The following is a 14,568-nucleotide window of genomic DNA, read 5'->3' as shown; positions in this document are numbered from 1 at the left end:
AAGAACAGGAAACGGGCACGACCAGCGTGCCCGGATTTCACAGCGTTAATGCAAACTAACGATTAAAATCTGAATGTCGCTGTGGCGACAACCTGGCGATCTGAACCCCAGTAACAGGCGTAATCGCGATAGCAACTGGCGACGTATTCACGATCCAGCAGGTTATTGACGTTCACGCCAACGGAAGAGCCCGGCAGACCAAAGCGCGCGAGATCGTATTTGATCGTGGCATCCACCAGCGTGTAGGAAGACACATTAAAGGCTTCATTCGCTTTGTCTGCATTCACACCGTTTGCGGTGTAGAAGCTGGAGCTGGCCCCGACGTAACGCACGCCCGAACCGACTGTCAGGCCGCTGAGCGCGGTTTCGTGGAAGGTGTAATCCGCCCACAGAGACGCCATGTTTGCCGGCACTTCAACAGGACGCTTGCCTTCGAAATTGGTGTCGTGGGTGTATTTTGCATCGGTATAGGTATAAGACGCCGTGAGGTTAATGTTGGCGTTAACCGCGGCTTTGGCTTCCAGTTCCAGACCGCGGGAACGGATTTCACCAGACTGAACGCTGAAGTTAGCGTCAGACGGGTTGGCAGTCAGGTTTTTATCTTTGGTCAGCTGATACACCGCTGCCGTCAGGCTGATCGGACGATCGTTCGGGATGTATTTCACACCCGCTTCGTACTGTTTACCTATTGAAGGATCGAACGGCTGGCCTTGTTTGGTGGCGCCTGCGTTCGGTTCAAAGGATTCGCTGTAGCTGAAGTACGGAGAAATACCGTTGTCGAACAGGTAGTTCAGACCACCACGCCAGGTAAACTGCTGATCGTTGATCTGCGAAGCGCTGTTGGTGGTGCGCGTAAAGGTTGAGCTTTTGGCGAAATCGTAACGGCCGCCAACAGTCAGGATCCACTTATTCCATTCCGCCTGATCCTGCATGTACAGGCCGGTTTGCTCCTGACGATTGAGGATTTCATACGGGAAGTACAATGAGACATTGCCGTTACCGTATTGCGGATTTGCCAGATTCAGATTACTTGCGCTGCCGTAATCCGCATCAATATCGTTACGCATACGCATGTAATCGACACCCATCAGCAGGGTGTGATCGACAGCGCCGGTGCCGAATTTAGCCTGAGCCTGGGTATCGACATCAAAGTTTGCCAGCTTCTCTTTGGACTGAACGTAGCTGCGCGTGATGTTGCCGTTCCCGAGGTAGCCGAAGCCGTAAACAGATTTATATTGAGTATCGAGTTTGGTGTAGCGCAGGTTCTGGCGAACCGTCCAGGTATCATCAAACTGATGTGCGAAGCTGTAACCGACCATTTTCTGGTTACGTGACATGCGGTTGCCCGCTTCACCTTCGTTGAAATCTGTCGGCAGTTTATGTGCTTTACCGTTGGCATCGTAGTACGGCACCACGGTGCCTTCACGTGGCAACCAGCCGTAATAACCGGCATCCGGATCGTTCTGGAAATTGCTCAGGAAGGTGAAGTCGGTTTTATCATCAGGGCGCCATGAGAAAGACGGCGCAATCGAATAGCGTTTTTCTTTCGCCATCTCCTGCTGCGTATCCTGACTGCGCGCCACGCCGGTCAGACGGTAGGAATACACGCCCGCATCGTCGATGGCATCGCTGAAATCAAAACCGGTCTGGTACAGGTTATCCGTACCCATTTTGAACTGTACTTCTTTCAGCGGTTCAGTGGTCGGACGCTTGCTGACCATGCTGACCACGCCGCCCGGATTGCTTTTACCGTAAAGAACGGAAGACGGCCCGCGCAGCAGTTCAACGCGCTCCAGCATGTACGGATCCATCGACACTTCAGAATAGTTGTCACCCTGAAGTTTGATGCCGTCGAGATACTGATTGGTGTTCACCGAGGTGAAACCACGGATTGCCATGGCGTCGATGGTGTTAGAACTGCCGCGGCTGGCGAAAACGCCCGGCGTGTAGCCCAGCGCTTCTTTTACCGAAGCAGGCTGTTTCATGTCCATTTCTTCACGGGTGACGACGGAAACTGACTGCGGAGTTTTCACCAGCGGCGTATCGGTTTTGGTGCCGGTCGCACTGTGTTTTGCTGCGATTGTCGCCGCAGGGCCCCACGCAGATTCCGGCGCGGCTTCGGCAGCGGCTGAACTGGTGACGTTGATCGTATCTTCTTTTGCGGGAGCCGTGACGGCTGCGCCTGCATAGAAAGACGTGGAGCTCAACGTTGCCGTGATAGTCAAAGCCAAAGTGCGACGTGTAAAGACGTCTTTAGATGAAGAAAAGGAGCGCTGAAAAGCCATTGCGTTATCTCTGGGATGTTTATTAATGGGAATGTAAACGATAATTATTATTATGAACATCGCATAATATGCGCAATGCTTGCGCATCTGCAAGCCTATTTAACTCATAGATTGACTGAATGAATAAAAATTACCCCCATGTTAAATATGGGTAAAAGTGCCTATAAATTAAACGGGAATGGATGTAACCAGCTTGCGGAGAATGTAAATCTGCGTGCGTGAATTTGGGTTAAGAATAACAAATAAAAAAGGCGCAACTCTCATTGCGCCTTTTCACTTTAATGAATCCGCTGTTTATCAGTTACCTGACCCGAACATATCCTTGATCCAGCCAGCGACACCATTACTGTCTTTCTTCTCATCCTGCTGCTGCTGTTGTGGCTGCTGCCCCTGAGAGGAAGGTTGCTGTTGTTGCTGCTGCTGCATCTGTTGTTGCTGCTGCTGAACAGCGCTCACAGACGCCTGACACATTGCATCCGGAGAATCGGTCCAGACCGGAATCGAGCGCACCGCGCCGCCGCCGCTCAGCATGCCTGAACCTGAACCGCCACCGCAAACGAAGTTACCGCTGCCGTCGATGTTCATGGTGCTGATGCCTTCCGGCATTTGCAGATTCAGTGGCTGTGGTGTGCCGTTTTCCAGATAACGTCCGTAAAGCACCAGCGCACCGGTTGAGCCCCACAGTTTCGACGGGCCGTTGTTATCACGGCCAACCCAGGTGATGGCGACCTGATTACCATCAATACCGGCGAACCAGCTGTCGCGCAGTTCGTTCGAGGTCCCGGTTTTCGCCGCCAGATGCAGTTTCGGGAATTTGTTCGCCAGCGCGCGCGATGTCCCTTCCTGCACAACCTGTTGCATGGCGTACAGCGTCAGATACGCGGCCTGCGCCGGGATCACCCGGACAGCCTGCGGGAAGCTCTGATACAGCACGGTGCCGTCTTCCGCAATCACCGAACGCACCGCCGACAGAGGTGCTTTGTTACCGCCGCTGGCAATGGTCTGGTATTCCTGAGCCACTTCCATCGGCGTCAGGGCGATTGCCCCCAGCAACATCGACGGAGTCTGGTTCAGGGATTCTTTCGGAATGCCTAAATCAATCAGCGTCTTGGTAATGTTATCCAGGCCAACGGCCATACCCAGATTGACCGTCGGTACGTTCATGGAACGCGCCAGTGCATCCACCAGCAGAACCTGACCGCGGAACTGATGGTCATCGTTTTTCGGTGACCAGGTCTGGCCGTTCGCCAGTTTCAGGGTCAGCGGCTGGTCAGCCAGAATAGTGTTGAGGCGGTATTTATCCGGCTGAGACAGCGCGGTCAGATAGGTGGCCGGTTTTGCCAGAGAACCGACCTGACGGCGTGCCTGCATGGCACGGTTGAAACCGGCAAACTGCGTTTCCGCACCGCCCACCATACCGCGCACTTCGCCGGTATAACGGTCAACAATCACCATGGCGGTTTCGATGTCATTCAGACCGCTTTTCTTACGCAGTAACGGAATGCCTTCTTCGACCGCTTTTTCTGCCGCATCCTGTGAAATCGGATCCAGCGTGGTGAAGATTTTCACCCCGGACATATCCTGCACTTTATCGCCGAGTTTCGCCTGCAACTCCTGGCGCACCATCTGCATAAACGCCGGCTGAGGTGAAATCACCCCGCCCTTCGGCTGTACGCCGAGCGGACGCGCGCTGAGCATGTCATACAGTTCCTGATCGATAACTTTCTGATCGACCAGCAAGCGCAGCACCAGATTACGGCGCTGCAACGCCATGTTCGGGTTACGCCACGGGTTGTACAGCGACGCCCCTTTCACCATGCCGACCAGCAATGCCTGCTGATCCAGACTCAGTTCGTTCACCGGACGACCAAAGTAATACAGGCTCGCCAGTGGGAAACCACGGATCTGATCCGACCCGCTCTGGCCGAGATACACTTCGTTCAGATACAGCTCGAGAATACGATCTTTGCTGTAATCCGCATCCAGCAGCACGGCCATCACCGCTTCACGCGCTTTTCGGCTCAGTGAACGCTCGTTGGTCAGGAACAGGTTTTTCACCAGCTGCTGTGTCAGCGTTGAACCGCCCTGCACCGCATGACCGGCCGTCAGGTTCGCCAGCACCGCACGCCCGATGGAATAGAAGTTAATCCCGTCGTGTTCATAGAAGTGACGGTCTTCCGTGGCCAGCAGCGTATCCACCAGCAAATCCGGGAAGCCGGAACGCGGCACGAACAGGCGCTGTTCACCGTTGGCGTTAGACGCCTGCAACATGGTGATCAAACGCGGATCAAGGCGGAACAGCCCAAAATCACGCTGATTATCCAGGTTTTTAATTTCTGACAGGCTGTTGCCGTCGAACATCAGACGGGCGTTAACCTGCCCTTCTTTGCCTTCCGGGAAATCAAACGGCCGGCGCAGCATATCGATGTAATTCGCGTGAACGGTAAATTCGCCCGGACGGGTGATGCGCGTCACTTCGCGATATTGCGTGCCTTCCAGCAGCCCGACCATTTCCGCTTTACTGATCGACATGTCCGGCTCGAGATTCACCTGACGGCCATAGACCGCCGCCGGAAGTTGCCAGACTTTCCCGCCATCAATGCGGCTGTGAATTTCACGGTTGAGGTACACCGCGTAAATGCCCAGCAGAATGGCAAAAACGACGAACAGTTTGACCATCAGCCAGAACAAACGACGCTTAAGGCTTTTTTTGCCGCCTTTTTTCGCTTTGCGCGGTGCAGCTTTACGGGTCATGCGCGACTCCCGCTCTTCTTCGTAGTCATCGTCATCCTCAACGTCTTCATCCACTTCTTCTTCATAGTCATCGTAATCGTCATCCCGACGGTTACGGCGGACAGGACGCTCCCGCGAAGGCTTGCGCCCGCCAGGTTTACCTTTGCGGCCAATCGGCTCGCGATCATCGCCAGACATCAGTCATTCTCCCAACGTGCTGCTGTGTTCGTCATAATGATTCTGCTTTGCTGAGTCATTGTCATTTTTAATTTCAAAAAATATTGTATTTCAAAAGGATACTGTAAAAAGCCTGCAGGACAGGCCGCAAGGCGCTTACTCTGTGCCCCGCTTTGGATTTCGCCCAGAAGAAATGTCTGAAAAATTGTTTCCTTTCTGCACATTTAGTCATTGCGCTGAATATTTTTTGGTACGCCGCGTGGGCAGCGCTTGCGCCGGATTGTCCGGCCACGGATGTTTCGGATACCGGCCTTTCATTTCTTTTTGCACTTCACGGTAGGAGCCCTGCCAGAACGCCGCCAGATCGGCGGTGATTTGTAACGGGCGCTGCGCCGGGGACAACAACTCCAGCACCACATTCACCCTTCCCTCCGCCAGGCTCGGGCTGCGCTCTTCGCCGAACATCTCCTGCATCCGCACCGAAAGCGCCGGTGGCAGGTCTGCATGATAGCGGATCGGCAGACGACTGCCAGTCGGCACGGTGTAATGAGTCGGTAAGGCGCTGTCCAGACGCTGCCGCTGTTGCCAGTCCGGCAGTCTTAACAACGCCTCATGCAGATCGACCTGTTGCAGCGATTTTAACGAACGCACGCCTTTTAACGAGGGCAGTAACCAGTTTTCCAGCCCGTCGAGCAGGGCGTCGTCATCCATCGCGGGCCACGGGACTTCCGGCAGCCATTTTGCCGCACACATCAGCCGCAGCCGCAATTGCTCTGCCGCTACCGACCAGTTGAGTGCCTGTAATCCCTGGGTGCGGATCCAGTCAATCAGCGCCTGTTGCAGTTCGTCGTCATCCGGTTTCGCCAGCGGACTGGCTTTGAGCACCAGCCTGCCGATCTGCCAGCGACGCCAGGCGCGCAGCGTGCCTTTTTCTTCATCCCACTCCACCGCCGTCTGCTCGTTAACGACGTCCGGCAGGCGCGACGGCAGTTGGGTAATATCCAGCGAGATCGCCAGCAGAATACGGGCGTCCGGGCTGTTGTTGCCCTGCAATAATTGCGGCGCGACCAGCCACGGCGCGCGGGTTAATCCGTCGTCCTGCGGCAAAGACGCGCCTAATCCGTTGGCCAGCAGATAGCGCCCCTCTTCACCGCGACGCTGGGCAATACGGTCGCTGAAGGCGCGGGCCAGCAGCCACGGCGCCAGGGAAGCATCCGGCTCTCCGCTTTTCGCTCCGGTACGCTGCGCCAGCTGTTTTGCCCGCCGCTGCCAGTTTCCCTGCGCACGGCTGAACCAGTAATCAATATCCGGCAATCCCCCGCGCGGCGGTTCTTCGAGCATCGCGGCCAGCAACGCTGCGGTGGCGAGCGCGTCCGGGCTCTGCGCCGCAGCAGAAATCAGCATGGCCGCCAGACGCGGATCGCAGCCGAGTTGCGCCATACGCTGGCCTGCGGCAGTGAGTTTTCCCTGCCCGTCGGTCGCGCCAAGCTGGTGTAAGAGATGTTTTGCGGCAGACAGCGCGGCCACGGGCGGCGTATCCAGCCATTGCAATTGCCCGATGTCCTGACAGCCCCACTGCAACAACTCAAGCCAGAAGCTGCTGAGATCGCTTTGCAGAATTTCGGCTTCGGCCTGCGCACTGGCGCGTTCCGCCTGCTCTTTACTGAACAGATGCCAGCACAACCCCGGTTCGAGACGGCCCGCGCGGCCCGCCCGCTGAGTCATCGACGCCTGGCTGATACGCTGCGTCACCAGCCGCGTCAGGCCGCTGCGCGGGTCAAACTGCGCGCTGCGTTCCAGACCGCTGTCCACCACCAGACGGATGCCTTCAATGGTCAGACTGGTTTCAGCAATATTGGTCGCCAGAACGATTTTACGGCGTCCGGCCGGTGAGGGCTGAATGGCTTTCTGCTGCTGATCCAGCGACAACGCGCCGTAAAGCGGACAGAGATCCACATCATCTGCCAGCCTGCCGTTAAGCAGATTTTGAACGCGGGTGATTTCAGCGACGCCCGGTAAAAACAGCAGCATCGAACCGTGATTTTCTGCCATCAGGCGGCTGACTGCGCGTGCCACACCGTCGTCCAGCCGTTCGTGCGTGGCGAGAGAAAGATACTGACGGTCGACCGGAAAACTGCGGCCTGCGGATTCAATGACCGGCGCTTCCGGCAGCAAAGAAGAGAGGCGAAGATTATCGAGCGTGGCCGACATGATCAGCAGTTTTAAATCATCACGCAGCGCATTTTGCACATCAAGCAGCAGCGCCAGCGCCAGATCGGCCTGCAAACTGCGCTCATGGAACTCATCGAGGATCACCATCGACACGCCGGTCAGTTCTGGATCAGCCTGCACCATGCGGGTCAGAATGCCTTCGGTCACCACTTCAAGGCGGGTCGCCGCGCTGGTCTTGCTTTCGGCGCGCATACGGTACCCGACTGTTTGCCCCGGCGTTTCCCCCAGTTGCTGCGCCAGACGGAAAGCGACGTTTTTCGCCGCCAGACGGCGCGGTTCCAGCAACAGGATTTTGCCCGGCAGATTCGCCTGTTTCAGCAGCTGCAAGGGCAGCCAGGTGGATTTCCCCGCACCGGTGGGCGCAAGCAAAAGTACCTGCGACGCCTGTTGCAGTGCGGCTAAAAGCGGTTCGAGTACGGCGCTGACCGGCAAAGAAGACAATGAATGCTCCATGAGAGTTAACTTTAAACGGCGGGCATTGTAGCATTTAGCCCCACATCCGGCATGTTGCCGTGAATGACCCGCAATGCCCGCCACAGGAATGAATATGTCTGTCGAACGCCGTCTGTTTTTCGCTTTGTCACTGCCGCCCGCACTGCAAAAGCAGGTGATAAAGTGGCGCGCAGCGCAGTTTCCGGCGGAGACAGGACGCCCCGTTGCGGCCGCTAATCTGCATATCACCCTGGCCTTTCTCGGCGAAATCAGTGAGCAGAAAGCCGACGCACTGACCCGCATCGCCGGGCGCATTCAGGCGCATAAATTCAGTCTGCGGCTTGATGACATCGGCCACTGGCCGGGCTCCGGCGTGGTGTGGGTCGGCACCCGGCGGGCACCCAACGCGCTGCTGCAACTGGCCTCGGTGCTGCGATCCCACGCGGCGCGCAATGGTTGTTATCAAAGTGCATTGCCGTTTCATCCGCACGTTTCGCTTTATCGCAATGCCACGCGGCCGGTCGCCATTCCCCCGGCGACGCCCGACTGGCTGCTGGAGGCCGACGCCTTCAGCCTGTATGAGTCCACCTGGGAGCGGGGGCGCACGCGTTACCGCTGCCTGCAAACCTGGCCGCTGGCTGATGCGCCTGCCCTTTAATTTATTTCACTGGAAACTGTCATGCACTTCGAGCCTGCGCTGCAACCTGCCACTCTGATCACGCGTTACAAACGTTTTCTCGCTGACGTCATCACGCCAGACGGGCGCGAAATCACGCTGCACTGCGCCAATACCGGCGCCATGACCGGCTGCGCCACGCCGGGCGATACCGTCTGGTATTCCACCTCTGACAACGCGAAACGCAAGTATGCCCACAGCTGGGAACTGACCGAAACTCAGCAACACCACTGGATTTGCGTCAACACGCTGCGCGCCAATCAACTGGTGCGCGAAGCCATCACTCAGGACCGCATTCCGGAATTATCCGGTTACAGTAAATTGACTTCAGAAGTAAAATACGGCGCCGAAAATAGCCGTATAGACTTGATGTTACAGGCAGAAAATCAACCTGACTGCTATATTGAAGTGAAATCTGTCACGTTGCTGCATCAAGGGCAGGGATATTTCCCGGATGCAGTCACACTGCGCGGTCAGAAGCATTTGCGCGAGTTACAGTCGATGGCAGAGCAGGGGCAGCGAGCCGTTCTTTTCTTCGCTGTTTTACATTCAGGCATTGAAAGCGTGTCCGCCGCACACCATATTGATCCGCGATATTCTGATTTACTCAAACATGTTCAGAATAATGGTGTAGAAGTGATGTGCTACGGTGCTGCACTTTCTGCTGAGGGTATCCGCCTCACAGAACGATTACCGCTGGACACGAAGTACTAAACGGATAAACCCAGTTCGGATAACCCTGTTAATCGTCGTCGGCGGCATAAAAAACAGGTCGCGAATACGCTTTTCCTCACAGGCTTGTCAAGCACCTGTCAGGAATAATTGCTAACCTCGTTGCCTTCTGTTATTTATAGCGGCCTGATTTTTTCCCCCTTTGGGGATCGAAATGTTCGAAGCCCGATTCTTTGCAGCAAAACTGCAATCTACAGGCGGATGAACATAGTGCGTGTTATGTAGGAGAAGCATCATGCAAGAAGGCCAAACCCGTAAGACGTCGTCCTTGAGCATTCTCGCTATCGCTGGGGTGCAGCCGTATCAAGAGAAGCCGGGCGAAGAGTACATGAACGACGCTCAGCTGGCTCACTTCAAAAAGATTCTTGAAGCATGGCGCAATCAGCTCAGGGATGAAGTAGACCGTACCGTTTCGCATATGCAGGACGAAGCTGCAAACTTCCCTGATCCGGTTGACCGTGCCGCTCAGGAAGAAGAATTTAGCCTTGAACTGCGTAACCGTGATCGCGAACGCAAGCTCATCAAAAAGATTGAAAAAACACTGAAGAAAGTAGAAGACGAGGATTTCGGTTACTGCGATTCCTGTGGCGTTGAGATCGGTATCCGCCGTCTTGAAGCACGTCCAACTGCTGATTTGTGTATCGACTGTAAAACTCTGGCAGAAATCCGCGAAAAGCAGATGGCTGGTTAATTCAGGGTTCCACGCGGTGCGTCATGCACCGCGTTTCCTTTATAAAGCCGTTCTTCACGCTGATTTCTTTGAAACCCTGCCATGTCTTTGACACCCTACATTGGTCGTTTCGCACCTTCACCTTCCGGTGATCTCCATTTTGGTTCGCTGATTGCCGCACTCGGCAGTTATCTGCATGCCCGCGCTCAGCACGGACAATGGAAAGTTCGCATCGACGATATCGATCCGCCACGCGAAGTCCCGGGCTCTGCTGGCCGGATTTTAGCGACGCTTGAGCGTTACGGTCTGGAATGGGATGGCGAGGTGCTCTGGCAGTCGGCGCGGCATGACGCTTACCAGGCGGTACTCGACGCGCTGTATCAGCAACAGAAAAGTTATTATTGCACCTGCACCCGTCAGCGCATTGCGCACACCGGCGGCGTGTATGATGGCCATTGCCGCATGCTCGGGTCAGGCCCAGAGAACGCCGCGATCCGCCTGCATCAGACCTTGCCGGTATACGGTTTTGACGATGATTTTCAGGGGCACTTGCAGGCAAATGCGGCGCTTGCCGAAGAAGATTTTATTATCCGCCGCCGCGACGGGCTGTTCGCCTATAATCTTGCGGTGGTGGTCGATGACCATTTTCAGGGCGTGAATCACATTGTGCGCGGAGCAGATTTGATCGAACCGACGGTGCGCCAGATCTCGATGTATCGTCATCTTGGCTACCCGCAACCGGGTTATCTGCATTTGCCACTGGCGGTCAATGAAAAAGGCGATAAGCTTTCGAAGCAGAATCACGCGCCCGCCTTGCCGGAAGGCGATCCACGTCCGGTAATCATTAACGCACTGAATTTTTTAAGGCAAACGCTGCCGGAAAACTGGCAGGATTATACGTTGCCTTTATTATTACGCTGGGCGATAACACATTGGACGCCAGCAGATATCCCGCGTCAGAACGCTTAAAAGCACATCGGCATTCTCAAAGAGCCTGTCGTGAGCTATGATTAGCCGCTGTTTTTGCGTCACGCCATTTTTCAGTCACTATCGAGGTGTACCATTTTTACCCGAGTAGCCAATTTTTGCCGTAAGGTGCTAGTTCGTGAAGATAAAGTCATTCGTGAAGAAAAGGCTGTTCATGACGACGCCCCGCTTCATGCAGAAGTTAATCGCGAGGAGACTTCCCGTCGTGATCCTTCCCCTGTGGCTGAAGGCAATGTGAAGGCAAAAAATCCTGAGCGTCGTGACAACGACCAACGCCGTGAAAATCGCGGCCGCCGGGAAGACAACGCGAACCGGGGCGAGCGCCGTAACAACAACAATCGCCGCTCCACGCCTTATCAGCCTCGCGGCGAACGCAACGATCAACGCGGTGAGCGCAGTGAGCCACGCGCCCCCGTCGAGCACGTACAAAAGCCTCGTCCGTCGTTTGACTATGCCGGTGAAACCCGCGCCATCACTATTGTTCCACGCGATGAGCACAACATCTCTCGTCGTGACATCAGCGAAAACGCGCTGAAAGTGCTGTACCGCCTGAACAAGTCTGGCTTTGAAGCCTTCCTGGTCGGTGGCGGCGTGCGCGATTTGCTGCTGGATAAAAAACCGAAAGATTTCGATATCACCACCAACGCCACGCCGGATCAGGTTCGTAAGCTGTTCCGTAACTGTCGTCTGGTCGGTCGCCGTTTCCGTCTGGCGCACGTCATGTTTGGCCCGGAAATCATCGAAGTCGCGACATTCCGTGGTCATCACGAACAGTACGAAGAAACTGACGACAAGAATGTGTCCCAGCAGGCTCAGAACGGAATGCTGCTGCGCGACAATATTTTCGGTACCATCGAAGATGATGCCCAGCGCCGTGACTTCACCATCAACAGCCTGTACTACGGGGTTGCCGACTTTACGGTGCGCGATTACACCGGCGGTCTGCGCGATCTGCAAAACGGCATTATCCGTCTGATTGGCGATCCGGAAACCCGCTATCGCGAAGATCCGGTGCGTATGCTGCGCGCAGTACGTTTCGCGGCAAAACTGGACATGAAAATCAGCCCGGAAACTGCCGAGCCGATCCCACGTCTGGCCACGCTGTTGCAGGAAATTCCCCCAGCGCGTCTGTTCGAAGAATCCCTGAAGTTGTTGCAGGCCGGTTACGGCTACGCGACCTACAAGAAGCTTTGCGAATACCAGCTCTTCCAGCCGTTGTTCCCGCTGATTGCCCGCCAGTTTACTGAAGCCGGCGACAGCCCGATGGAACACATCCTGTTGCAGGTATTGAAAAACACCGATCACCGTTTGCACAACGATCAGCGCGTCAATCCGGCGTTCCTGTTCGCTGCCATGCTGTGGTATCCGGTGATTGAACATGCACAGAAACTCGCGCAGGAAGGCGGTCTGACCTATTACGACGCCTTCTCTCTGGCGATGAACGATGTGCTGGATGAGCAATGCCGCACGCTGGCCATTCCTAAACGTATCACCACGCTGGTGCGTGATATCTGGGCATTGCAGCTGCGTCTTTCACGCCGTCAGGGCAAGCGTGCGCACAAACTGATGGAGCATCCTAAGTTCCGTGCCGCCTTCGATTTACTGGCACTGCGTGCCGACGTAGAACAGCATCGCGAGCTGCAAAGCCTGACCGAATGGTGGAGCGAATTCCAGGAAGCCACTCCGGCCTCCCAGAAAACGATGCTGGGTACGCTGGGTGAAGATGCCGTGCCGGCACGCCGTGCACGCACCCGCCGTCCGCGCAAACGGGCTGCTCCGCGTAAGGATAGCGGTCAATGATCCGCGTTTACCTGGCTCTGGGCAGTAATCTTGCCCGTCCATTGGACCAGGTAAATTGCGCACTGGAGGCGCTGGCACACATGCCGCGCACCCATTTTGTGGCCGCCTCACCGTTTTACCGCAGTAAACCGCTGGGGCCGCAAGATCAGCCGGATTATCTCAATGCCGTAGTGGCGCTCGATACCCTCCTCCCTCCTGAACAATTGCTCGATTGCACACAGGCGATTGAAAAAAACCAGGGGCGCGTGCGTAAAGCCGAGCGATGGGGGCCGAGGACGTTAGATCTCGATATGCTGATTTACGGCGATCAGGTGATCAACACCGAGCGGTTGATCGTGCCGCATTACGACATGAAAAACCGCGAGTTCATGCTCTATCCGCTGGCGGATCTGGCACCTGAACTGGTGTTCCCGGACGGTGAAACGTTGCAAAGCCTGCTCGCACGCGTTCCCCTGAATGGCCTGACGAAATGGTAAGTCGCTCAGCGACTTACCCGCACTTCCAGCCCCCCTTCTGCCCTGTTCCTGTAGACCACCTTCATCTGATGTAACTGTGCGATCCGTTGCACGATCGAAATCCCCAGCCCGCTGCCGGTTTGTTCCTGCCCCGGTGGCCGGTAAAAACGCTCGCCCAGCCTGGCAAGATGTTCACCGGTGATCCCCGGCCCCTGATCGGCGACGCATAAACCCTGCGCATCCAGCGTAATGGTGATGTAAATCCCGGCAGGCGAATAGCGGATCGCATTATCCAGCAAGTTTCTCACCATCAGTGATAACAGCAGCGATTGCCCGCGCATTTCCGGTGGCGTGCCATGGTGCTCAAAACGCAGTTCGATCCCTTTACTGTGCGCACGGTGATCCTGTTCCGCCAGACTTTGCACGACCAGCGAAGACCAGTCGACATGCTCGAGCGTTTCCGGTTCCGCAAAGCTTTCCAGCCGTGAAAGCGTCAGCAACTGATCCACAAGCCGCGTGGCACGATCGATACTGGTGGTCAGATTTTCCAGCGCATGTTCGCGCATTTCGGTGTCGTCACCGGAAAGCTGTACCACTTCGGTTTGTACCCGCAGCGCGGCCAGCGGGCTACGCAACTCATGCGCGGCATCAGATGTGAAACGACGCTCGCGAACCAGCATTTCACCGGTTCGCGTAAACAGTGAGTTCAGCGCATCCGCCAGCGGCAAGACTTCACCCGGCAATTTATCGGTGCTGATTGGCGTAGCGTCTTCCGGCGAACGCTGCCGCAGGCCTTCTGCCACACGGCGAAGCGGCCGCAATTCCAGCGTCACCATCAAAATCAGTGCCAGCAGCAGCACCGGCAGAGACGCCAGCCACGGCGTCAGCTGGCCGCTGACCAGCCCCCACGCCATATCATTGCGGTAATCATATTCCTGCCCGACGGCAACGCGATATTGCCCGTCCGGCGAGGTCAGCCAGACCATCCGCCAAAGATCGTCATCGCCTTTCAGCTCGACATCTTTAAAGCCCAGCGTGTCGCGGTCAAAACGGATGTGCCTGCCCTTCTCCCCGTCGTTGAGCAACATATCGCCCTGCCGGTTGAAGATGGCAAACGTCAGCGCGTCATCATCGGTATGGCCACGTGAGCCTTTGTGCACCCATTTTTTGGTGTCCGGCAGTTCGGTATTTTTCTGCTCATTCAGACGCTCACCGAGGCCGGTGGCAGCAAGGCGTTTGGCAAACAGCATTTGCTGGGTATCGAACACTTCGTTGATGTGTTTACGGGTCTGATGCCATGCCACGCCGCTGGCAATCAGCCAGGTAAGCAGCGCCAGCACTGAAAAAATCAGGATCAGCCGCAGGCGCAGACTGAGGTTTTTCAGTTCT

General features: G+C 55.9%; 10 protein-coding genes. 6 read left to right on the top strand and 4 right to left on the bottom strand.

From position 1 onward, the window contains the following. Window positions 1-62: 62 nt before the first annotated feature. From fhuA to hrpB, 3 genes are all read right to left on the bottom strand, one after another. The gene (fhuA, locus tag ABSH60_RS13420; protein WP_390974315.1) at window positions 63-2,285 is read right to left on the bottom strand and encodes a ferrichrome porin FhuA; all 2,223 of its coding nucleotides are present in this window, start codon (window positions 2,283-2,285) and stop codon (window positions 63-65) included. A 297-nt stretch (window positions 2,286-2,582) separates the two neighbouring features. Continuing rightward, complete coding sequence (mrcB, locus tag ABSH60_RS13415; protein ID WP_390974313.1) at window positions 2,583-5,216, bottom strand: bifunctional glycosyl transferase/transpeptidase; 2,634 nt, start codon at window positions 5,214-5,216, stop codon at window positions 2,583-2,585. A 207-nt stretch (window positions 5,217-5,423) separates the two neighbouring features. Then, a complete protein-coding gene (gene hrpB / locus ABSH60_RS13410) occupies window positions 5,424-7,868 on the bottom strand; it encodes an ATP-dependent helicase HrpB (protein ID WP_390975766.1) in 2,445 nt (814 codons plus the stop codon). 106 nt (window positions 7,869-7,974) lie between these two features. On the opposite strand from hrpB, the gene thpR reads away from it, so the two are divergent. From thpR to folK, 6 genes are all read left to right on the top strand, one after another. Then, a complete protein-coding gene (gene thpR, locus ABSH60_RS13405; protein ID WP_390974311.1) occupies window positions 7,975-8,517 on the top strand; it encodes an RNA 2',3'-cyclic phosphodiesterase in 543 nt (180 codons plus the stop codon). 21 nt (window positions 8,518-8,538) lie between these two features. Then, on the top strand, window positions 8,539-9,249 hold the full coding sequence (gene sfsA, locus ABSH60_RS13400; protein ID WP_056774757.1) for a DNA/RNA nuclease SfsA: 711 nt from the start codon (window positions 8,539-8,541) through the stop codon (window positions 9,247-9,249). Window positions 9,250-9,502: 253 nt separating this feature from the next. Further along, on the top strand, window positions 9,503-9,958 hold the full coding sequence (gene dksA / locus ABSH60_RS13395) for an RNA polymerase-binding protein DksA (RefSeq protein WP_013576943.1): 456 nt from the start codon (window positions 9,503-9,505) through the stop codon (window positions 9,956-9,958). Window positions 9,959-10,039: 81 nt separating this feature from the next. After that, entirely contained in the window at window positions 10,040-10,906 is an 867-nt protein-coding gene (gluQRS, locus tag ABSH60_RS13390) for a tRNA glutamyl-Q(34) synthetase GluQRS (protein WP_390974308.1), read from the top strand. Between the two features lie 489 nt (window positions 10,907-11,395). Next, complete coding sequence (gene pcnB / locus ABSH60_RS13385) at window positions 11,396-12,724, top strand: polynucleotide adenylyltransferase PcnB (RefSeq protein WP_217202858.1); 1,329 nt, start codon at window positions 11,396-11,398, stop codon at window positions 12,722-12,724. Then, window positions 12,721-13,200 carry a 2-amino-4-hydroxy-6-hydroxymethyldihydropteridine diphosphokinase gene (gene folK / locus ABSH60_RS13380; RefSeq protein ID WP_122094117.1) on the top strand — a complete coding sequence of 160 codons (480 nt, stop codon included), beginning with the start codon at window positions 12,721-12,723 and terminating at the stop codon, window positions 13,198-13,200. Before pcnB ends, folK begins: the two co-directional genes overlap by 4 nt. Before the next feature lie 5 nt (window positions 13,201-13,205). Here folK and qseC read toward each other — a convergent pair whose 3' ends face one another. Then, window positions 13,206-14,564, bottom strand: a complete 1,359-nt coding sequence (gene qseC, locus ABSH60_RS13375; RefSeq protein ID WP_390975763.1) for a quorum sensing histidine kinase QseC — start codon at window positions 14,562-14,564, stop codon at window positions 13,206-13,208. Between the last annotated feature and the right edge of the window lie 4 nt (window positions 14,565-14,568).

It is taken from the genome of Rahnella sp. R3(2024), from assembly GCF_042920125.1.
Classification (GTDB): Bacteria; Pseudomonadota; Gammaproteobacteria; order Enterobacterales; family Enterobacteriaceae; genus Rahnella; species Rahnella rivi.
Note: the sequence above shows the minus strand (reverse complement) of the source record. Positions and strands in the feature narration are given on the sequence as shown.

Bases quoted from the DNA above. Each gene is read 5' to 3' on its own strand.
- fhuA (WP_390974315.1), bottom strand. From the start codon at position 2,285: ATGGCTTTTCAGCGCTCCTTTTCTTCATCTAAAGACGTCTTTACACGT.
- mrcB (WP_390974313.1), bottom strand. From the start codon at position 5,216: ATGTCTGGCGATGATCGCGAGCCGATTGGCCGCAAAGGTAAACCTGGC.
- thpR (WP_390974311.1), top strand. From the start codon at position 7,975: ATGTCTGTCGAACGCCGTCTGTTTTTCGCTTTGTCACTGCCGCCCGCA.
- sfsA (WP_056774757.1), top strand. From the start codon at position 8,539: ATGCACTTCGAGCCTGCGCTGCAACCTGCCACTCTGATCACGCGTTAC.
- dksA (WP_013576943.1), top strand. From the start codon at position 9,503: ATGCAAGAAGGCCAAACCCGTAAGACGTCGTCCTTGAGCATTCTCGCT.
- gluQRS (WP_390974308.1), top strand. From the start codon at position 10,040: ATGTCTTTGACACCCTACATTGGTCGTTTCGCACCTTCACCTTCCGGT.
- folK (WP_122094117.1), top strand. From the start codon at position 12,721: ATGATCCGCGTTTACCTGGCTCTGGGCAGTAATCTTGCCCGTCCATTG.